General features: G+C 69.5%; 16 protein-coding genes. 10 read left to right on the top strand and 6 right to left on the bottom strand.

Annotated elements, in window-relative coordinates; genetic code table 11:
* Positions 1-3 precede the first annotated feature (3 nt).
* Complete coding sequence (locus ABDC25_RS15515; RefSeq protein ID WP_347123505.1) at positions 4-1,287, bottom strand: M18 family aminopeptidase; 1,284 nt, start codon at positions 1,285-1,287, stop codon at positions 4-6.
* Between the two features lie 149 nt (positions 1,288-1,436).
* Between ABDC25_RS15515 and ABDC25_RS15510 the strand changes: the two genes are divergently transcribed.
* Together ABDC25_RS15510 and ABDC25_RS15505 are read left to right on the top strand one after the other, a co-directional pair.
* Complete coding sequence (locus tag ABDC25_RS15510; RefSeq protein ID WP_347123503.1) at positions 1,437-6,977, top strand: DUF11 domain-containing protein; 5,541 nt, start codon at positions 1,437-1,439, stop codon at positions 6,975-6,977.
* Positions 6,978-7,215: 238 nt separating this feature from the next.
* Positions 7,216-8,079, top strand: coding sequence for an EamA family transporter (locus tag ABDC25_RS15505; protein WP_021201216.1), 864 nt, complete (start codon positions 7,216-7,218; stop codon positions 8,077-8,079).
* Here the strand turns inward: ABDC25_RS15505 and ABDC25_RS15500 are convergent, their stop codons facing one another.
* Positions 8,080-8,736, bottom strand: a complete 657-nt coding sequence (locus tag ABDC25_RS15500; protein WP_021201215.1) for a response regulator transcription factor — start codon at positions 8,734-8,736, stop codon at positions 8,080-8,082.
* Positions 8,737-8,963: 227 nt separating this feature from the next.
* Between ABDC25_RS15500 and ABDC25_RS15495 the strand changes: the two genes are divergently transcribed.
* Positions 8,964-10,106 carry a histidine kinase gene (locus ABDC25_RS15495; protein ID WP_021201214.1) on the top strand — a complete coding sequence of 381 codons (1,143 nt, stop codon included), beginning with the start codon at positions 8,964-8,966 and terminating at the stop codon, positions 10,104-10,106.
* A 254-nt stretch (positions 10,107-10,360) separates the two neighbouring features.
* On the opposite strand, the gene ABDC25_RS15490 is transcribed toward ABDC25_RS15495, so the two are convergent.
* Complete coding sequence (locus tag ABDC25_RS15490; RefSeq protein ID WP_029259976.1) at positions 10,361-11,104, bottom strand: GntR family transcriptional regulator; 744 nt, start codon at positions 11,102-11,104, stop codon at positions 10,361-10,363.
* 169 nt (positions 11,105-11,273) lie between these two features.
* Between ABDC25_RS15490 and ABDC25_RS15485 the strand changes: the two genes are divergently transcribed.
* The 6 genes from ABDC25_RS15485 (at position 11,274) to ABDC25_RS15460 (ending at position 17,835) form a co-directional block, all read left to right on the top strand.
* Entirely contained in the window at positions 11,274-12,203 is a 930-nt protein-coding gene (locus tag ABDC25_RS15485) for a phosphate/phosphite/phosphonate ABC transporter substrate-binding protein (protein WP_347123500.1), read from the top strand.
* Between the two features lie 108 nt (positions 12,204-12,311).
* A complete protein-coding gene (phnC, locus tag ABDC25_RS15480) occupies positions 12,312-13,142 on the top strand; it encodes a phosphonate ABC transporter ATP-binding protein (RefSeq protein ID WP_029267504.1) in 831 nt (276 codons plus the stop codon).
* Complete coding sequence (gene phnE, locus ABDC25_RS15475) at positions 13,139-14,896, top strand: phosphonate ABC transporter, permease protein PhnE (RefSeq protein WP_347123498.1); 1,758 nt, start codon at positions 13,139-13,141, stop codon at positions 14,894-14,896. Before phnC ends, phnE begins: the two co-directional genes overlap by 4 nt.
* A complete protein-coding gene (locus ABDC25_RS15470; RefSeq protein ID WP_347123496.1) occupies positions 14,893-16,032 on the top strand; it encodes a TIGR03364 family FAD-dependent oxidoreductase in 1,140 nt (379 codons plus the stop codon). Before phnE ends, ABDC25_RS15470 begins: the two co-directional genes overlap by 4 nt.
* Complete coding sequence (locus tag ABDC25_RS15465; protein ID WP_347123494.1) at positions 16,029-16,736, top strand: phosphonatase-like hydrolase; 708 nt, start codon at positions 16,029-16,031, stop codon at positions 16,734-16,736. Before ABDC25_RS15470 ends, ABDC25_RS15465 begins: the two co-directional genes overlap by 4 nt.
* A 10-nt stretch (positions 16,737-16,746) precedes the next feature.
* Positions 16,747-17,835, top strand: a complete 1,089-nt coding sequence (locus ABDC25_RS15460; RefSeq protein WP_029267498.1) for an alcohol dehydrogenase catalytic domain-containing protein — start codon at positions 16,747-16,749, stop codon at positions 17,833-17,835.
* 17 nt (positions 17,836-17,852) lie between these two features.
* On the opposite strand, the gene ABDC25_RS15455 is transcribed toward ABDC25_RS15460, so the two are convergent.
* Genes ABDC25_RS15455 through ABDC25_RS15445 form a run of 3 tightly spaced genes read right to left on the bottom strand, consistent with a single transcriptional unit; the run spans position 17,853 to position 19,308 of the window.
* Positions 17,853-18,422: a CinA family protein gene (locus ABDC25_RS15455; protein WP_347123491.1), complete on the bottom strand. Its 570-nt coding sequence runs from the start codon at positions 18,420-18,422 to the stop codon at positions 17,853-17,855.
* Positions 18,419-18,832, bottom strand: a complete 414-nt coding sequence (locus tag ABDC25_RS15450; protein ID WP_021201205.1) for a CBS domain-containing protein — start codon at positions 18,830-18,832, stop codon at positions 18,419-18,421. Before ABDC25_RS15450 ends, ABDC25_RS15455 begins: the two co-directional genes overlap by 4 nt.
* Positions 18,829-19,308: a hypothetical protein gene (locus tag ABDC25_RS15445; RefSeq protein ID WP_347123489.1), complete on the bottom strand. Its 480-nt coding sequence runs from the start codon at positions 19,306-19,308 to the stop codon at positions 18,829-18,831. Before ABDC25_RS15445 ends, ABDC25_RS15450 begins: the two co-directional genes overlap by 4 nt.
* 191 nt (positions 19,309-19,499) lie before the next feature.
* Between ABDC25_RS15445 and ABDC25_RS15440 the strand changes: the two genes are divergently transcribed.
* Positions 19,500-19,847 (top strand): hypothetical protein, encoded by a 348-nt coding sequence (locus ABDC25_RS15440; RefSeq protein WP_021201203.1) that lies wholly within the window; start codon positions 19,500-19,502, stop codon positions 19,845-19,847.
* Positions 19,848-19,969 lie beyond the last annotated feature (122 nt).

Genomic DNA, 19,969 nt, shown 5'->3' with positions numbered 1-19,969 from the left:
TGCTCAGCCAGCGAAGAACGACTGCGCGGTGCGGGCCAGATCGTGCAGGTCGGAGACCCCGGCGAGCTCTCGTGCGGAGTGCATCGAGAGGATGGGGATGCCCACGTCGACCGTGCGGATGCCGAGGCGGGTCGCCGTGATCGGGCCGATCGTCGAGCCGCACGGCACGCTGTTGTTCGACACGAACTCCTGCGTCGCGACGCCTGCGCGCTCGCACCAGCTCCGCCATGACGCCGTGCCGATCGCGTCCGTCGCATAGCGCTGGTTGGCGTTGATCTTCAGGATCGGTCCCGAGCCGAGCACCGGTTGCACCACGGGGTCGTGCTTGGCGGCGTAGTTCGGGTGCACCGAGTGTCCGACGTCGCTCGACAGGCACCACGACGAGGCATACGCCTGACGGCGCGCGGATCCATCGGCGCCCAGCCTCGCGTACACGCGCTCGAGCACGTCTTCGAGGAAGGGGCCGGCGGCCCCGGAACGGGACTCCGAGCCGAGCTCCTCGTGGTCGAACGCGGCGAGCACCGCGATCGGTGCGCCCGCGGACGGTTCGTGCGTCGCGAGTGCGACCACGCCGGCGTGCACCGAGGCGAGGTCGTCGAGACGGCCGGAGGCGAAGAACGCGTCGTCCTTGCCGAACACCGCGCCGCGTGCGGAGTCGGCGACGACCACGTCGTATCCGCGGATCTCGGACGCTGCCACGTCGGCCGATGCGGCGAGTTCGGCGAGGATGTCGGCCTCGGTCGGGTCGCCCAGCCCCCACACGGGCTGCGTCTCGGTCTGCTTGTCGAGGGCCAACCCGTTGTTGACGCCGCGATCGAGGTGGATTGCGAGCTGTGGCAGGCGCAGCAGGGCGCCGGTGTCCGCCAGCACGACATGGCCGTCGGCCAGCGCCAGTCGCCCGGCGAGGCGCAGCTCGCGGTCGAGCCAGGAGTTCAACAGCGGTCCGCCGTACACCTCGACTGCAGCCTGCAGCCAGCCCCGCGAACCGGTGGTCGGCTGCGGCTTGAGCTTGAACCCGGGGGAGTCGGTGTGCGCGCCGAAGATCTGCACCGGCGTGGTGGTCGCGGCGTCCGACGGCACGACCCAGGCGATCGCCGCGCCGTCGCGCACGACCACGAAGCGCCCACCGGGCTGAAGAGGCCATTCGTCTTCCTCGTGCAGCCGCGTGAACCCGGACTCCTCCAGTCGTCGAGCGACCTCGGCTGCCGCGTGGTAGCTCGAGGGCGAGGCGGCGACGAAGTCGGCGAGGTCCTCGGCGTGGGCGAGGGCTGCGGGGGTGACGGGCATGTCGTGACCTTCCTGGAGAACGCGGTGCTTCGAGCGTAGTCGGGGACTTCGTCCGAAGGCCGGTCTACCACTTTCGGCTACACCCGGGTTAGCCTTCCAGCGGGGGAGATGCCGGTTCGGGCTCTTCCGTGAACCGGGGAGAACTTCACATGCGTGCACACCCACGTCTGTCCATTCGTCGCGCCATCGCGGGGGCGACTTCGGTACTGCTGCTGGCTGCTGGCCTCACCGTCGTCACCGAAGCGGTCGCTCCGACATCGGCATCGGCGGCGCAGACCCCGACCAGCTGTCAGGGAACGGTCGCCCTCGTCAACGGCGGGTTCGAGGCGCCGGTGATCCCGAACGCCTCGGTGTCGCTCCCCGACGAGAATCAGGTCCCCGGGTGGTTCACGAACGACAGCCTGAACCAGATCGAGCTGTGGAGCAGCGGATTCAACGGCGTCACCGCCGCCGCGGGGCGGCAGTTCGCCGAGCTCAACGCGAACAGCCCCAGCCGGCTCTATCAGGACGTGGCGACGACGCCGGGCCAGACGCTGTCGTGGTCGCTCAAGCACCGCGGGCGCACCGGGACCGACGTCATGCGCGTCGTGATCGGCACCCCGACCGGAGCCCTCGTGCAGAGCGGCCCCAACCTCTCCGACGGGAACACGGCCTGGGGCGCGCACACCGGCACGTACACCGTTCCCGCGGGTCAGACGGTGACGCGCTTCGGCTTCGAGGCGGTCAGCTCGGCTGGTGGCAGCGCTTCCGTCGGCAACTTCCTCGACGACATCACCTTCGGAACCGGCCCCTGTCTCATCACGAACAAGTCGGTGACCAATCTGACGCGCGGAGGCACGACCGCTGAGGTGGGCGACACGCTGCGCTACACGGTCACCACGAACAACGGCGGCGGGAACCCGGCGCTGCAGTCGGTGTCGTCCGACGTGCTCGCCGCAGGGATCGACTTCGTCCCGGGCTCGCTCAAGATCATCAGCGGAGCGGGCACGGGTGCCCTCACCGACGCCGCCGGCGATGACCGCGGCTCGTACACCTCGGGGAGCCGCACGGTGCAGGTGCGCCTCGGTGACGGGGGTACGGCCACTGCAGGCGGGTCGATCGGCGTGGGAGCGAGCACGAGCTACACCTTCGACGCCAAGGTCAATGTCTCGGCCGCGGCGACCACGATCGTCAATGAGGCACGGGTCGCCTTCCGCGACAACGTCGTCGGCCAGGACCGCACCTCGGTCAGCCAGGAGACCCAGACCCCTGTGAACGCCGCCGCCGACCTGGCGATCACCAAGAGCATCGACACGGATCCGCTGGTCGCCGGCCAGCCGGTGACGTTCACGATCGGTGTGACGAACAACGGCCCGCAGACTGCGACAGGGGTGACGGTCACCGACCCCATCCCTGCAGGCATCACGAACGTCAGGGTCGACTCGGGTGACGTGACGTGCACCGTCACCGCGACGGTGAGCTGCGCGGTACCGGACATGGCGGTCGGGCAGAGCACCGAGATCAAGATCACCGGAACGCTCTCCCCGTCGGGCGACCCCGGGGCCTCGTTGTCGAACACCGCCACGGTCTCGGGCACCCGCACCGATCCGAATCTCGCGAACAACACCGCGAGCGTCGTCAGCACGATATCCGCCCAGACCGACGTGTCGATCGTCAAGACGTTCTCCCCGTCCACGCCGGTCGCCGGCGAGCAGGTGACCTACACCCTCTCGGTCTTCAACGCCGGGCCGTCCGAGGCGCGCAACGTCGTGGTCACCGACCCGCTGGACCCGGACACGACCTTCATCAGCGCCGATCCCGGCCAGGGCACGTGCACGGCTCAGGGGTCGATGCTCACCTGCCAGGTGGGTACGCTCGCCCCCGGCGCGAGCTCCGTCGAAACCTTCGTCGTGGTGGAGATCAACCCCGGCGCCACCGCTGTGCTGCAGAACACCGCGACGGTGACGACCAGCACGACCGACACGAACCCGGCGAACAACGTCTCGTCGACCAGCTTCCAGCCCGATGTGATCGCCGACATGGCCGTCGTGAAGACGGCCTCCGCTGCGCAGGTCTCGGCCGGCGACACGATCGACTTCACTCTCGCTGTACGCAACCTCGGTGCGTCGGACGCCGTGAACGTGGCGCTCGTCGACACCGTGCCCGAAGGGTTCTCGGTGACGGGTGTCGACGCCCCGCCCGGCGCGACGTGCACATCCACCGCGAGTTCGATCATGTGCACCTGGGCGTCGTTCCTCGTCGGGGGACCGTCGAACGTGGTCGTGCACGCTCTGGTCGACGCCGATGCACCCGTCGGCACCGTGACGAACACCGCGTCCGTCGCGGCCCCCGCGGCCGACCGGGACACCACGAACAACTCCAGCTCGGTCGACGTCGAGGTCGTCCAGAGCGCTGACCTGAGCATCGTCAAGACGGCGCCGACGACGGGCGAGCCGGGGAGCTCTTTCACGTACACGCTCCGGGTTGCGAACGCGGGGCCCTCCGTCGCCCGCGGCGCCTCGGTCTCGGACACGCTCCCGGCGGGATTCCTCGACGTCGTCGTCAACGGACCGGGCTGCTCGATCGTCGGAGGGACGCTCGGGTGCGAGCTCGGCGACATCGCTCCCGGGGGATCGGTGGCGATCGAGGTCACGGGCACGTGGAGCACGACCGCGACGGGCGTGGTGTCGAACACCGCGACGACCACCTCCGGGACTCCGGATCCGAACACCGACAACAACACCTCGACGGTCGACGTCACGCTCGCGCCGAACGCCGACGTGAGCGTCGTCAAGACGACCTCGACCCCGACGGTTCCGCTCGGCGGGACCGCGACGTTCGAGGTCACGGTCACCAACGAAGGTCCGTCGGCGGCCGCCGGCGTGGTGCTCGACGAGCTGCTCCCCGTCGGGTTCATGCTCACCGGAGCCACGCCGTCGACAGGCACGTGGTCGATGGAGGACGCGCGCTGGACGGTGGGCACCCTGCTGCCGGGCGACTCCGAGACGATCACCGTCACCGCGACCGTCAACACGGAAGGACAGCTGACCAACACCGCGACGGCGAGTTCGCGCACGCCGGATCCTGACACGTCGAACAACACCGGCACCGCGTCGGTGACCGTCACGCCCTCCGCCGACCTCGCGATCGTCAAGACGATCTCGGCGAACCCGGCTCCTCTCAACGGCGCCGTGACCTACACGCTCGTCGTGACCAACAACGGGCCGAGCATCGCCTCCGCCGTCGCGGTCTCCGATGCCCTTCCCGCCGGCCTGCTGAATCCGTCGACCGCCACCCCCGGGTGCACGGTCACCGGATCGCAGCTCGCGTGCACGCAGCCGACCCTCGCGGTCGGCGCCACCTTCACCGCGACGGTGAGCGGCACGGTCGACCCGTCGATCGCGGGTGCGACGCTGTCGAACACGGCGACGGTGACCTCGAACACTCCTGACCCCGACCCGAGCGACAACACCTCGACGGTGACCGTTCCGGTCTCGGGAACGCCGCAGGTCGAACTCGTCAAGAGCGTCAGCGCTCCGACCGACACCGACGGCGACGGACGCATCGGTGCGGGTGACACGGTCGCCTATACCTTCACGGTCCGCAACACCGGCGACGTCACGCTCACCAGTGCCGCGATCACCGACCCGCTGCTCGGCGGTGCGGTGGCGTGCGCGGCCTTCGCCGCACCCTTGGCACCGGGCGGCACGGTGACCTGCGCGCCGGTCTCGTACACGCTCACGCAGGCGGACGTGGATGCCGGGACGGTGCGCAACACCGCCGCGGTGACGGCCCAGTCGGCCCAGGGCCCCGCGACCGACGATGCCGAGGCGAACGTCACGATCGCGGCGACCAACGGCATCAGTCTCGCCAAGAACCCGTCGACCGTGGTCGACGTGGACGGCGACTCCGCCGTCGGAGCCGGTGACACGATCGACTACACGTTCACCGTCACGAACAACGGCACGACGACGCTGCGCGACGCGGTGATCACCGACCCGATGCTCGGCGGAACCGTGACGTGCCCCGAGCTCGATGGAATCGCGCTCGCACCGGGGCAGTCGGTCTCCTGCACACCGATCACCTACACGCTCACCCAGGCCGACATCGACGGCGGGCTCGTGCACAACGAGGCCGCGGTCACGGCGAACGCACCGATCGGCACGGTGACCGACACCGCGCAGGCGGACGTGGACATCACCGGTACCGCGGCGATCGAACTGCTCAAGAACGTCGGGCGCGTGCTCGACGCCGACGGCGACGGCTTCATCGGTGCCGGTGACACGGTCGACTACACCTTCTCGGTGCGCAACCTCGGCACCACCACCCTCACGGGTGTGGTGATCACCGACCCGATGCTCGGTGCGGGAACCCTCTGCGCAGTCGGTGCTCTCGCGCCGGGCGGCACCTCGGACTGCGGCTCGTTCACGTACACGCTGACCCAGGCCGACATCGAGGCCGAGATCGTCCGCAACACCGCCACGACGACCGGCACCAGCCCGCTCGGTCCGGTCAGCGACGACGCATCGGCCGACGTCGTGATCACGGGCACGAGCGCGATCGAGCTGACCAAGACCCCGGGAGCGATCGCGCTCGGCGAAGACGGTCGGGCAGGAGCCGGTGACACGGTCGGCTACACGTTCACGATCCGCAATAGCGGCACGACGGTGCTGCGCGACATCGTCCTCGACGACCCACTGCTGGGTGGCAGGGTCGACTGCGCCGCTCTTGACGGTCTCGAGCTGAGTCCGGGTGACGAGGTCACCTGCGGGCCGGTCGACTATGTGCTCACGCAGCAGAACGTCGACGACGGGACCGTGCACAACGTGGCCACCGTCGAGGGGCAGTCGCGCAACGGCAGCGCCGACGCCCAGGACGAGGCCGACGTGCGCGTCGCGGGCACCGACGACATCACGCTGCTGAAGTCCGCGGCAGCCGTTGTCGATGCCAACGGCAACGGACGCACGGATGCCGGTGACACCATCGCGTACACGTTCACCGTGACGAACGCGGGCACGACGACCCTCACAGGCGTCACGGTCAGCGACCCGCGCCTCGGGGCGGCGGTCACGTGCGATGCGACCGAGCTCGCCCCGGGTGAGTCGACCGTCTGCGCGGCCGGCGCCCCTGCCGTGCTCACGCAGGCCGAGATCGATGCGGGCGAGATCGAGAACACGGCCACCGCCACGGGAACCGGCACCTCGGAGATCCCGCCGGTCGCGACCGACACCGTGGTGACCCCGCTCGTGGCACAGCCGGCCATCGCCCTGACGAAGACCGGCGGCGACTACGTCCATGCCGACCGCAACGGGAAGATGAACGCGGGCGACACCATCGCCTTCCGGTTCACCGTCACCAACACGGGAGCGGTGACGCTGACGAACGTGAAGATCGACGACCCGAAGCTGGGTGGCGTCGTCGACTGCGCGATCCCCGCCCTCGCTCCCGGCGCCACGGCGAGCTGCGGTCCGGTGACCTACGCCCTCACCACGGCGGACATCGCGGCGAGCACGGTCGTCAACGTGGCCACGGCGAGTGGCGTCGGCGGGGCCGTGACGGTCACGGCTGCCGCCACCGCGACGGTCGACCTGAACGGGCTCGCCGCCACGGGTGGCGTGATCACCGGAATCGGCTGGGCGCTCGCGTTGCTCGCGGTCGGGGCCCTGGTGCTGCTGATCGCCCGCGTGCGTCGCCGCGACGTCGAGGTCTGACGCCGCTCCATCCGCACGACGCGCCCCGCCCGATGATCGAGCGGGGCGCGTCGTCGTTTCCCCGCCGTTCATCCGATCGCGTTAGGCTCGTCCCGATAGCGCCTAGGGTTCCGGGGTTCGCGCCCGTCTGGTCCGAGCGGCGCCACGGCCCTCCTCCACAGGAGAGCCGTCATCTGACAGGACAAAAGCCCGGAGGACCCTGTTCGTCGCGCCGCGCGTCGGACGGAAGGGTCTCGTCGTGTCTCCACTCGCCTTCGTCCTGGTCTTCGGCGCCGCCATTGCCCACGCGGCGTGGAACATCATCGCGCACGGCATCAGCCGGGCCGGAGCGCCGTTCCTGTGGTGGGGATCGGTCGGCAGCACGGTCGTGTGGATCGGCGCGGTGCCGTTCACCGGCGGTCTCGGGGCCGACGACCTGGGATCGTTCGCCCTCGGCGTCGCCGTCTCGTCGGTGCTGCACGTCGGTTACATGGCGGTGCTCCAGCGCGGGTACCGGGAGGGCAACCTCTCCACCGTCTACGCGACGGCGCGGGGCACGGGCCCCTTCCTCTCGGTGATCGTGGCCGTGCTGCTGCTCGGCGAGCGTCCTTCGGCGGTCGCGCTCGTGGGCGTCGCCGCCGTGATCGTCGGCGTCGTCGCCATCGGACTCGTCGACCGGGGGAGAGGGGCGGGTTCTCGGCGGCTCGATCCCGGCATCGTCTTCGGGCTCCTCACCGGTGTCGCGATAGCCGTCTACACGATCTGGGACGCGCACGCGGTACGCACCTGGGGCCTCTCGCCGGTCGCGTTCATGGTCGGAACCACGCTGCTGCAGGTGCCGTTCTACTCGATCGCGGTGCGTCGGCGCTGGGGTGCGGTGTGGGCGCTCGGGCGCACGCAATGGCGCCGCATCCTGGCCTTCGGCATCCTGTCGCCGCTGTCGTACATCCTGGTGCTGACCGCGATCCAGATCGCACCGGTCGCGCTGGTGGCCCCCCTGCGCGAGGTCAGCGTGGTGCTGGTGAGCCTGTTCGGGGTGTTCGTGCTGCGGGAGTCGCGTCCTGCCTGGCGGATCGCGGCGTCGCTCGTCGTGGTCGCGGGGATCGTCCTGCTCGCGTGGTGATCAGCGGAAGCTGACGAGACCAGCGTGCGCGGCCGTCACGAGGATCTGCACGCGGTCGCGCAGGTGCCACTTGGACATCATGCGGCCGAGATGCGCCTTCACCGTACCCTCGGAGACGATCAGCGCCTTGGCGATCTCTGCGTTCGACATGCCCTGGGCGAGGCAGTGGAGCACCTCGACCTCGCGCTCGGTGAGCGGCTCGAGGGCGTCGGCGTCGGCCGCCACGGGCGTAGATTCGCGGACGTGCTTGATCAGCATCGAGGCGATCCGGGGAGAGAGGGAGCTGGCGCCGCTGTGCACTTCGCGGACGCCCGTGACGATGTCGTCGGCGCTGGAGTCCTTGAGCAGGTAGCCGGAGGCGCCGGCGCTGAGCATCGGAAGCACCGTGTCGCTGCCGTCGAGCGTCGTCACCGCGAGGACGCGGACGTGCGGCCAGCGCTCGGCGATCACGCCGGTGGCCTCGATGCCGTCCATCTCGGGCATCTGCACGTCCATCATCACCACATCGGGCTGCTCGCGTTCCACCGTGGCGATCGCCTCGAGGCCGTCCTCCGCCTGCGCGATCACGGTGATCTCCGGGTCACGCGACACGAAGTGCGACAGCGCCGAACGGACCAGTGGATCATCGTCGACGATCACGACACGGATTTCCTGCATAGGGGGAAGCCTAACGGCGGGAGCGCTTCGATGACGTCATGTAGACCTTTGGCCAAAAACCTCTAGACGTGAGACAGATGTGCGCCGCGTTGTTCGCCGAGAAGATGAATACAGACATCGACAAACGACTACATAATGGAGGTGAACGTAATGACTTTCTGGCAGCAGGTTGGCAAGTTTTTTGGTCTCGTCCGCTAGCGTACCTGGCGAATAGGAGATAGTGAACCATGGCCTTCGACCAGTCCACCCGACGATCTGCGGATTCGTTCCGGTTGGGTCGGGGCGAGAAGCTCAGCGCGATCGAGCGGATCGTCGTCCTGGTCATCGTCTCCATCACCATCGCCACGGACGTCATAGGTTTTTTCACCACGCCGGGTGTGAACCCGGTCGCACTTTTGGTGAGCGTCGCATGTACCGCAGCGTTCGCCCTCTATCTCTGGAATCCACTCATCGCGACATGCGCCCTCGGCGTCGTGTTCGCGACATCATTCCTCGTGGGAACCGAGTCCCAGGTTCTGACCGCAGCCGCTGTCGCGGCCGGGCTGGTCATGAGGCTGGGATGGACCTCCCTGATCCTGTCGTACACCGGTGCGTTCCTCATCGCTGCAGCACTCGTCGCCAACGGCGATGCCGACACCGATGTGAACGTCGGTCTGTTCCTCATCTTCGCCACGGTGGCCGGAGCTGTCGGGTTCGCCCTGCGGCTCGCCTTCGCTCGGGGCAGTCGCCTCGAGCGCGAACTCGAGGAGCGCGCGGAACAAGAACGTCAAGCAGTGCTCGCCGAGCGACGATGGATCGCCGGTGAGCTGCACGACAGCATCGCGCACCACCTCACGGTGGTGGCGCTGCACGTGCAGATGCTCGAAGACCCCGAGACCAGCACCGATTCGCAGGAAGCGATCCGTGTCGCCGCGCGCAAGGCGATGACCGATCTTCGCTTCGTGATCGAATTGGCGGACGACGGTCCGCAGTCGTCCAGTGTGCAGACGGGCGACCTCGCAGCAGCGATCGACGAGGCGCAGAGCGAGTTCGAATCCGCGGGTCACTCCGTGGCCCGCGACGGAGACCCCCGCGACGAGCGCATCCCGCGTGCCGTCGAGATCGTCCTCGCGCGCATCGTGCGCGAGTCCGCCACGAACATCCTCAAATACGCAGGACCCGGTGAGGTGCAGATCGACCTCGCCGTGGACGACGACGTCGCCCACCTCACGCTGCGCAGCCCGCTCCCGACGACGCCGCGCCGCGAGCTCTCCTCCAGTCGCACCGGCCTGGGAAGGATGGCGGAGCGCGTCATGGGCGCGAGCGGCGAGTTCAGCGCCGGCGAAGTCGAGGGATTCTGGGTCGTGTCGGCCCGACTTCCGGTCGTCTGATGCTCTAGAGTGTGTGAGCACCCCTTCCACGATCCGCGAGAACCTAGACGAAAGTCTAAGGAAGTCTCGACGTTCGACCCTGTGGAACGCGTTGCAGCCTCCCGTAATCTGAAGGCTCCCCAGATAAAGCGTCCCCAGCGCTGCGATCGCGGGCGCGGTCTTTCTGGCTTCTGAAACACCTTGCGCGCTCGCGATCGCCTTCTGCGTTAACGGCCGATTCTCCGGCCTCCCGACCGGTGCTCATGCACGTCCTGCTAGGCGCCGACGGCACGCATGAAATGGCCGTCGGTGGAGATCCCCGACGCGGCGACCGTGAAGCGCACGACCTCGCTCAGGTAGCGGTCCTCCGAGGCCTCGAAGATCCGCCCCTCCGCATCGCGCGACGTGCGTGTGAGGCGCAGGATGGGCGTGCCACGGGGCACGCGCAGCAGCGCGGCATCCTGGTCGTCGGCGGCCACCGCATCGATGACGTGCTGCAGCGTGACGATCGGGTGTCCGACGGAGCCCAGGTACTCCGTGATCGAGACCTCGTCGAGGTTCACCTCGAACAGTCGTCGTCCCGCGACCTCCGTGTAGTGGAGGCGCTCCAGCATGGTCGGGCGGCCGTCGAGCAGGCGCAGCCTGACCACGCTCACGATGGTGTCGCTCGCGTCGACGCCGAGTGCTGCTCCCAGATCGCCGGCGCGCCGCAGGCTCAGCTCCTGCGTCTGCGCCCCCGGGGTGACGCCCAGCTCCCGAGCCCAGCGCGTGAACGGCACCGACACGTCGACGGCCTGATTGGCCTTGCGGGCGACCACGCGCGCCGGCCGCCCGCGGCTCGTCTCGATCAGACCTTCGCCGCGCAGGGCGGCCAGGGCATTGCGGATCGGACCGCGAGATGTGCGCCACTTCTCGGCGAGGTCCGCCTCGGTCGGGACGTCGTCGCCCGGGCGCAGGGTGCCCGCCGCGATCTGCGCGCGAAGGTCGTCGGCGATCTGGGTGTACACAGCTTCGGCCACATAGGTACATTACTTCGCCATCTCGGTGGGCGCGATCACGTTCGAGGAGTGTTCATCCAGGCGAATGCTCGGTAAACGAGCCCTGAACTCTTCCGAGTTAGGTACATATCTCGGCGTGGCACCTGAGAGAGTCTTCCGTGGATCACCCCTCACACCCTGAAAGGTCCTCATGAAGCTTCGCGCTCTTCCCGCCCTCGCCGGCGTCGCGCTCCTCGCCCTCGGCCTCGCCGCCTGTTCCGGCTCGGCCGACGCAGCCGGCACACCCGGTGCCGACGAGTCGTCCTCCGCCAGCGGATTCGCGGTCGACGAGAACACGCTCGTCTTCGGCGTCGTGCCCGACTCGGTCGACACCGAGACGAACTACCAGCCGCTCATGGACTACATCGCCGAGATCACCGGCAAGACGGTCGAGTACCACGAGTCGACCGACTACGCCGCACTCATCGAGGCCGCGGTCGCCGGCAAGGTCGACGTCGCGTCCTTCTCCGGATTCACCTACGTCACCGCCACCAACAACGGTGCCAAGCTCACCCCGATCTCCTCGATCGTGACCGAAGAGGGCCAGGAGCCGGGTTACTTCTCGCAGGCGATCGTCCCGGTCGGCAGCGACATCACGAGCATCGACGACTTCAAGGGCAAGAAGGTCTGCTTCGTGGACCCGTCGTCGACCTCGGGCTACCTGTTCCCGTCGTACAACCTGCTCAAGGCCGGCATCGACCCCAAGACCGACATCACCCCGGTGTTCGCCGGCAAGCACGATGTCAGCGTCACCAAGGTCGGCGAGGGTGTGGAGTGCGAGGCGGGCTTCGCCGAGGACTCCGAGGTCGAGAAGTCGGACAAGGTGAAGGTCGTCGACGAGACGATGGTGCCCGGTGCGCCGCTGGTCTACTCCTCCACGCTCCCGGACGAGGTCTCGAAGAAGCTCATCGACGGCCTCGCCGAGATCACGATCGACGACATCATCGCCGCGGGCATCGACGGTGCCGACACCGACGCCTTCCGCAGCGTGTTCTACGCCACGAAGCCGGTCGACGACGCGTACTACGACCTGATCCGCGACATCTGCAAGGAGACCGAAGCGGACCAGTGCAAGGCCTGAGCCCGGCCTGACCGCTTCCCCTCACCCGGCGCCCTCCGTCCCTTCCGTCGCGCACGGACGGGACGGAGGGCACCACCGCACGACTCACGACACCACAGGAGCTACGACATGACCGCCTCGGCATCCGACGCCCTCATCCGCCTCGACGGCGTGACGAAGACCTTCGGGACGACCACTGCACTGAAGGATGCCTCGCTCGAGGTGTCCCGCGGCGAGATCGTCGTGCTCCTCGGCCTCTCCGGCTCGGGGAAGTCGACCCTGCTGCGCCACCTCGACGGTCTCGAGACCCCCACCGCGGGCTCGGTCGAGGTGCTGGGCTCCCAGGTCCCGGCGCTGAAGGGCAGGGCGCTGCGCGACCTCCGCAGCCGCGTGGGCTTCATCTTCCAGCAGTTCGAGCTGGTGCCCTCGCTCACCGTGCTCGAGAACGTGCTCACCGGCTCGCTGTCCGGCGTGCGCGGACCGCGCCTCGGCCTCTGGGGATACTCGCGTGCCGCCAAGCTCACCGCACTCGAGCACCTCGATCGCGTCGGTCTGCTCGACCGCGCCTACCAGCGCAGCGACACCCTCTCGGGTGGGCAGCAGCAGCGCGTGGCCATCGCCAGGGCCCTGATGCAGAAGCCCGACATCCTGCTCGCCGACGAGCCGGTCGCCTCGCTCGATCCGGAGTCGAGCGAGCAGGTCATGGCGCTGATCCGGGAGATCGCCGCCGACGAGGGACTCACCGTCGTCTGCAGCCTGCACCAGGTCGACCTCGCGATCTCGTGGGCCGACCGCATCGTCGGTCTGCGTCACGGCGAAGTGGTGCTGGACACCCCGACCGACGATCTCACCAAGGCCGAGGTCATGGAGATCTACGGCCGCGTCGCCACCACGACCGCCGAGATCCGTGCCGTGGCCGAGGAGCTGGTCGAGGCGGCTGCGCAGGTGGCCGCATCATGACGGCCCTCGATTCCGCGACGGATGCCGCCACACGCGGCGGAGGCCCCGTGGCTCAGGGCGGCGGGCGCAGCGTCGCCGAGCGCGCCCCGAAGCGTCCGATCTCGCCGGAGCGGATCGCGGCATCCCTCACCCTGGTCGCCCTCGTGGTGCTCGGCATCCTCGCCGTCCGCGATGTCGACATCTCCCTCCCGGCGATGGTGCAGAGCTGGGGGAATGCCGAGAACTTCATGGCGCGCGTCGGCGGTCTCACCTTCCCCGCCCCTGGCGACCTCGCCTGGCTGATCGCCCTCACCGTGGGACTCGTGCTCGTGGGCACGCTGCTCGCCGCCGTGCTGTCGGTGCCGATCGCCTACCTCGCCGCCGCCAACACCACGCCGGGCAACGGATGGCGCGCAGCCGCGCGGTTCATCGGCGTGCTCACCCGTGCGCTTCCCGACGTGGTGCTCGCGATGGCGTTCGTGCTGATGTTCTCGCTCGGCACCCTTCCCGGGATCCTCGCCATCGGCATCCACTCGATCGGCATGATCTCGAAGATGTTCGCCGATGCGATCGAGCAGATCGATGAAGGCCCCCGCCTCGCCATCCGTGCGGCGGGCGGCTCGAAGATGCAGGAGTTCACGTCGGGCATCCTGCCGCAGGTGCTGCCCAGCTGGGTGGCCACCGTGCTGCACCGCAACGACATCAACCTGCGCGGCAGCGTGGTTCTCGGCTACGTCGGCGTCGCCGGTCTGGGCCTGGAGATGTCGTATGCGTTCAAGTCGCTCAACTACGGCAAGGGCCTCGGCATCGCCCTCGTGATCTTCATCCTGTGCGTCGCGATGGAGATCGTCTCGAGCATGGTCCGCGGCGCGATGCTCGGCGAGCAGAAGCACACCCGATCCTGGATCGACAGGATCCTGCATCCGCGTCTCGGCGCGAATGCCGCATCGGCACCCGACGCCCGCCCCGCCTGGGCGGCCAGCCCGGAGACCGCGGTGCGGCGGCCCTGGACCGCGCAGCGCGTGCGCCACACGATCGCCGGCGTCATCGCGGTGCTCGTGGTGATCGGCAGCGTGGTGGTCAGCCAGATCAACTGGATGGACCTCATCACGTTCTGGGCCAAGCTGCCCGAGGTGGCGGCGAAGTTCTGGCCGCCGTCGTTCGGCAACTACGACGCGAGCGCGATGTTCCAGGCGATGCGCGAGACCGTCGCGATCGCCCTCGCGGCCACCGTGCTCACCCTGCTCCCGTCGTTGCTGCTGGGTTCGCTCGCGGCACGCAACGTCGCCCCGAGCTCCGGTGCCCGTGGCACCGCACGTCTGCTGCTCGTCGGCATCCGGGGCATCCCGGAGCTGATCCTCGCGATCGTGCTCGTGGTCATCACCGGACTCGGCGCGCAGGCCGGCGTCATCGCTCTCGCCATCGGCGGCATCGGACTGCTCGGCAAGCTCATCGCCGACTCCTTCGAAGAAGTGGACCGCGGACCGGAACGCGCACTTCGCGCGGTGGGCGCGACGCGTCTGCAGACCTATACCTCGGCGACAGTGCCGCAGGGCATGCAGGCGCTCATCGGCCACAGCTTCTACATGCTCGACACGAACATCCGCGCGGCGACGATCCTCGGCATCGTCGGCGGCGGCGGCGTCGGCTATTACCTGCTCAACGCCAGCCAGGGCTCTCGCTACGAGACCGTGACGGCGATCGTGCTGATGATCCTCGCCACCGTGCTGGTGGTCGAAGGGCTCGCGATGTGGATGCGGAAGGTGTTCCGATGAATCGTCCTCTCGACACGGCCGACGTGGTCGTCGTCGGCTCCGGGATCGTCGGTCTGGGTGCGGCGTACGCGGCGGTCCGGCGCGGTCTGCGCGTGATCGTGGTCGACCGCACCGACGCACCGGTCGGCGCCACGATCCGCAACTTCGGGCACCTCTGCATCGGGGCTCAGGGCGGGGAGGCCCGGCGGTACGCCGACATCTCGCGCGACCTGTGGCTGCGCCTCTCCCACGATGCGGGCTTCTGGCTGCGCGAGTCGGGCACGCTGGTCGCCGCCCGGCACGACGATGAGCTCGCCGTGCTGGAGGCCGCCTCCCGCGAGGGCGGGATCCGGATGCTGGATTCCACGGAGCTCCTGCGTCTCGCCCCGCTCCGTGCCGAGGGACTCATCGGCGGCGCGCACATCGAGACCGACCTGCAGACGGATCCGCGCACCGCGGCGGATGCCATCGTGCGTCACCTGGCTCGTCTGGGTGTCGAGTTCCGCTTCCGTACCGCCGTCACCGCGGTCGGAGACGGACGTGTCGAGACCACCCGCGGTCCGATCGCCTGCGGGAGCGTCGTCGTCGCCGTGAACCACGACATCGATCAGCTGCTCCCCGAGGTCGCCGAACGGCACGGGGTGGTCCGCTGCGCTCTGGACATGATGCGGGCGGCCGTGTCGTTCCGGCATCCGCTGGCGGCGCCGCTGCTCACCGGCTGGTCGCTCGTCCGCTACGGTCGGTTCTCCGACGGACCCGAGGCCGCCGTGCTGCGGGAGCGCCTGCACACCGAGCGGCCCGACCTCGCCGCGATCGACCTCAACCAGATGTATACGCAGCTCCCCGACGGCACGCTCATCATCGGCGACTCGCACGCGACGGCCGTGGCCCCGGCGCCGTTCCAGCCCGAGGCCGCCTTCACCGCCTTCCTCAGCGAGGCGGAAACGCTGTTCGATGCGCCGGCGCCCCGCGTGATCGAGCGGTGGCAGGGCGTATACGCGAAGGGGCGGCAGGAGTTCCTGATCGACCGGACCGACGACGGCGTCCTGGTGCTGGCCGCGACGACCGGCATCGGGATGACCACAGGGCTGGGGCTCGCCGAAGAGAATCTCACCGCCGCCTTCGGGTGGGCGGCAGCAATGGAAGGAACATCATGACCACTCCTCTCGAACTCGTCGTCCTCGACATGGCGGGAACCACAGTGCTCGACGACGGCGTCGTGGAGCAGGCGTTCCAGCGCGCCGCCGAGCGCACCGGCGTCGCGGACCGGATGCCGTGGGGCGAGGCGCTCGACTACGTGCGCGTGACCATGGGGCAGTCGAAGATCGATGTCTTCACGCACCTCTCCGGTGGCGACGCCGAGTCGGCCGCACGGGCGACCGCCGCGTTCGAGGGCGCGTACGCCGAGATCGTCTCCGAGCAGGGAGTCTCCGAGGTGCCTGGCGCCGCCGACGCGATCCAGGGGCTGAAGGATGCCGGGTTGACGGTCGTGCTCACCACCGGCTTCGCCCCGGTGACCCGCGACGCCCTGATCGACGGTCTGGGGTGGGGCGATCTCGTCGACCTCGTCCTGTCGCCGATCGATGCCGGACGCGGGCGTCCCGCCCCGGACCTGGTGCTCACCGCGCTGCTGCGCACGCAGACCGCCTCTGTCCAGGCCGTCGCTGTCGCCGGCGACACCGTCAGCGACGTCGAGTCGGGCCGCCGAGCCGGTGCCGGATTCGTCGCGGGCGTGCTGACCGGTGCACACGATCGTCCGGCGCTGAGCGCCGCAGGGGCGGATGCCGTGCTGAGCGATGTGACCGCCTTGCGCGGCGTGCTCGTCCAGCGCGAACTGCTCCCGCTCGTCGCCACCTCCTGAGAGGCCCGACATGGGAACGCTGCTGATCCGTCCTCCCGGGCACCGGAGAGACGTCGCCCTGCGCCCGGCGGCGACCGCGATGGTCTGGATCGGCGAGGGCCATCCGCACGAGACGATCGCCGTGCCCGGGGTCGCGCTCGCCGACGGCGATGTGCTCGTGGCGGTCGAGATGTCGACGATCTGCGGCTCGGATGTGCACACCGTGCAGGGCCGTCGATCCGCGCCGACGCCGCTCGTGCTCGGACACGAGAGCGTCGGGCGGGTGATCGCGACCGGCGACGCCGGAGCGCTCACCGTCGACGGCACTCCGCTGCGGATCGGCGACCGGGTGGTCTGGTCGGTCACGGTGTCGTGCGGGTGCTGCGACCGCTGCCTGCAGGGCATGCCGCAGAAATGCCGCGACCTGGGGAAGTACGGACACGACCGCGTCGGCGCGCACGGCGATCTCACCGGAGCCTTCGCGAGTCATGTGCAGCTGCGGGAGGGGACGGCCATCGTGCGCGTGCCGGAGGCGCTCCCCGCCTCGGTGCTCGCCCCCGCTTCGTGCGCCACGGCGACCGCCTGGGCGGCGGTGGCGAGGGCCGCCAAGGACCGCGACCTCGACGGGGCCGCCGTGCGGATTCACGGGGCCGGACTGGTCGGGCTGTCGGCTGCGGCCATCGCGGCCGAGCAGGGCGCGACCGTCGAGGTGCTCGACCCCAATCCGGATCGACGTGCGCTCGCCGCACGCTTCGGCGCGACGGGTCTCGCCCGTGAACCCGACGTGGTGATCGAGGCCTCGGGGCATGCCGTGGCCGAGGCACTCGCGGGTGTCGCGGTCGGGGGAACGGTCGTGCTCGTCGGGAGCGTGTTCCCCGCCGACCCGGTGCCGTTCGATGCCGAGAGCATCGTGCGACGGCTGGTCACGGTCGCCGGTGTCCACAACTACACCGGTGCCGAGCTGGCCGATGCCGTGGCCTTCCTCGCCGGACGGGGGCGGGCCTACCCGTTCGCGGATGCGGTCGGCGCGGTGCGCGGGCTGTTCGAGATCGACGCGGCTCTGGCGGCAGCCGCTAGCCCGGGCGCGCCCCTGCGGATCGGGCTCATCCCGGGGCAGTGACGCCCGGATCGCCGACGCTACTCGTCGGCGTCCTGACCGCGCAGGGGCCCGAGCGGGCGGAGCCCCTCGGAATGGAAGGCGAGCAGGCGGACGGCGGCGGCGACGGTCGCGGCCAGGACCTCTTCCGGGTCGCCGACCAGAGCGAGCCTCCGATGACCCGTATCGTCAGCGGTGGCCCAGCCCAGGTAGACGGTCCCCGCGGGGTGACCCCCCTGCGGCTCGGGGCCTCCGACGCCCGTGGTCGACACGGCGATGTCGGCGTCGAAGAGGTGCCGTGCCCCCGCGGCGAGCTGTTCTGCGCACGAGGAGGAGCAGGGATCGGTCCCCGGCGTCAGCCCGAGCACTCGCTCCTTGACGTCCGTCCGGTAGGCGACGACGCCGCCGGCGAACCAGTCCGAGGCCGCGTCGCCGGAGCCGATGGTGTGCGCGAGCAGGCCGGCCGTGAGCGACTCCGCCACCCCGACCCGCAGCGGTCGCTCGGCGGCGAGCTCACTCAGTCGCGCGATGTGGCTGCGCATGCCGGGGTCGCCGCTCGTGCCGTCCGCCTCGGTGTCCGGATCGGCTGTGGGGTCGTCGTGCAGGGTCACCGTGAGATGCTCTCCACCGTCTTGCCGGTCGTCGCCGCGGAGAGCGAACGGGCGATGTCCGCCTGACTGACGATCCCGACCAGCCGACGATCGGCGATCACCGGCAGGCGTCGCACCTGGTTCTCCTGCATCCGATCGAGGGCCACACGGATGTCGTCGTCGGCGTCGACCGTGACCGGCCTGCCCTTCGCGAGAGCGGACGCCGGCGTCGTCTCCGGGTCCATCCCGAGGGCGATCGCTCCGACGACGATGTCGCGGTCGGTGAGCATGCCCTTCAGCTTGCTGTCCTCGCCGCAGATCGGCAGGGCGCCGACATCCAGATCCGCCATCACGGACGCGGCGATGCGCAGCGAATCGTTCACCCCGATGCACCGCGGACTCGGCGTCATCAGATCGCGGGTGGTGGTCATCGCTCTTCGCTCTCGTCATAGTCGGGGCGAGGAGGCTGGAGCGGCTGGTCGGAGTACTCGCCGCCCGCGCGGCCTCCGTACGGGCGACCGTGATCGGCGAACTCATCCCGCGCGAACACGAGAGTCCACGGACCGGCCGTGAAGTGCGCTCCCGTGCGCAGTGTCTCGGAGTCTTCATCGACATGGGTCGCGTCCACACCCAGGCTCGCGTTCGTCTCGCCCTCGCCGTGCATCGTCAGCACATACTCGTCGCGGTCGTCGTGCGTGATCGTGGCATGCACGGGGTCGGTGTCGGCGAGGCGCAGCTCGTTGCCGTCGGCCGAGCCGATGCGCACCACGTCGTCTTCCAGGGCGAATTCGGTGCGTTCGTCGTCCCGCGTGATGCGCAGCCGCGGGTTTCCCGCGCCCCACTGGGCGTGGGTGGTCGTCGGCGTGTAGCCGTCGTCGGGACGGTCGTCGATGTGTCGGTCGTTCATGGCATTGCCCTTCTCGAGTTCGAGTGACCCCGAGGCTAGGCTCCGGTCGATGTCTCGCCGAGGGGGTTGACTTCGGTGTATCGAGTCGGCATCGGGCACACCTGCCCGTGAGGGCGGCATCCGGCGGAGGAGTGCGCGACAATGGATCGAAGCCGTCGTCTCGGCCAGGCAGCGACCAAGGAGCACCACCAATGGGAAAGTTCGTCTACGAAGGCGGCGTGAAGACCGAGATCGAGGACCGCGCCCTCACCCACCTGCAACTCGTCATCACCGCGAAGCTGCGGCGCGGCGAGCCGTTCCCGTTCAGCTGGCGCGAAGATGCGAGCGTGGGCGGCGGGCGCACGACCGTCTGGATCCAGCCCGGGAGCTCGCTCGTCTTCAAGTACTTCGGCAGCCGTCAGCCTTCGATCAACCGCGCGTGGATCGAGGCGCTGGCGTTCACGGCGAACGCTCCGAGCGGTCTGTACCTGGTGCCAGAACCCGCCGAGGCCGGCGACGAGCCCGGTGCCGGAGAGGTTCCGGTCACGCCCCCGCTCTGACCTCCGGGGCTCTCCTCGAGCCCACGCACCTCATCGAGACCCACCGGCGCGGAGCATCCGTCGGTGGGTCTCGGCGTTGCGCCCCGGACATCGACGGCACCCCGGCGAACGGCGAGATCTGT

The organism is Microbacterium sp. SY138 (assembly GCF_039729145.1).
GTDB classification, from domain to species: Bacteria; Actinomycetota; Actinomycetes; order Actinomycetales; family Microbacteriaceae; genus Microbacterium; species Microbacterium maritypicum_A.
The sequence above is the reverse complement of the archived record's forward strand: the minus strand, read 5'-3'. Positions and strand labels throughout refer to the sequence as shown.

What these genes read in the sequence shown, in the direction of transcription:
- phnC (WP_029267504.1), top strand. Translation starts at nt 12,312, where the DNA reads ATGACCGCCTCGGCATCCGACGCCCTCATCCGCCTCGACGGCGTGACG.
- ABDC25_RS15465 (WP_347123494.1), top strand. Translation starts at nt 16,029, where the DNA reads ATGACCACTCCTCTCGAACTCGTCGTCCTCGACATGGCGGGAACCACA.
- ABDC25_RS15460 (WP_029267498.1), top strand. Translation starts at nt 16,747, where the DNA reads ATGGGAACGCTGCTGATCCGTCCTCCCGGGCACCGGAGAGACGTCGCC.
- ABDC25_RS15470 (WP_347123496.1), top strand. Translation starts at nt 14,893, where the DNA reads ATGAATCGTCCTCTCGACACGGCCGACGTGGTCGTCGTCGGCTCCGGG.
- phnE (WP_347123498.1), top strand. Translation starts at nt 13,139, where the DNA reads ATGACGGCCCTCGATTCCGCGACGGATGCCGCCACACGCGGCGGAGGC.
- ABDC25_RS15485 (WP_347123500.1), top strand. Translation starts at nt 11,274, where the DNA reads ATGAAGCTTCGCGCTCTTCCCGCCCTCGCCGGCGTCGCGCTCCTCGCC.
- ABDC25_RS15445 (WP_347123489.1), bottom strand. Translation starts at nt 19,308, where the DNA reads ATGAACGACCGACACATCGACGACCGTCCCGACGACGGCTACACGCCG.
- ABDC25_RS15500 (WP_021201215.1), bottom strand. Translation starts at nt 8,736, where the DNA reads ATGCAGGAAATCCGTGTCGTGATCGTCGACGATGATCCACTGGTCCGT.
- ABDC25_RS15440 (WP_021201203.1), top strand. Translation starts at nt 19,500, where the DNA reads ATGGGAAAGTTCGTCTACGAAGGCGGCGTGAAGACCGAGATCGAGGAC.
- ABDC25_RS15515 (WP_347123505.1), bottom strand. Translation starts at nt 1,287, where the DNA reads ATGCCCGTCACCCCCGCAGCCCTCGCCCACGCCGAGGACCTCGCCGAC.
- ABDC25_RS15450 (WP_021201205.1), bottom strand. Translation starts at nt 18,832, where the DNA reads ATGACCACCACCCGCGATCTGATGACGCCGAGTCCGCGGTGCATCGGG.
- ABDC25_RS15510 (WP_347123503.1), top strand. Translation starts at nt 1,437, where the DNA reads ATGCGTGCACACCCACGTCTGTCCATTCGTCGCGCCATCGCGGGGGCG.
- ABDC25_RS15495 (WP_021201214.1), top strand. Translation starts at nt 8,964, where the DNA reads ATGGCCTTCGACCAGTCCACCCGACGATCTGCGGATTCGTTCCGGTTG.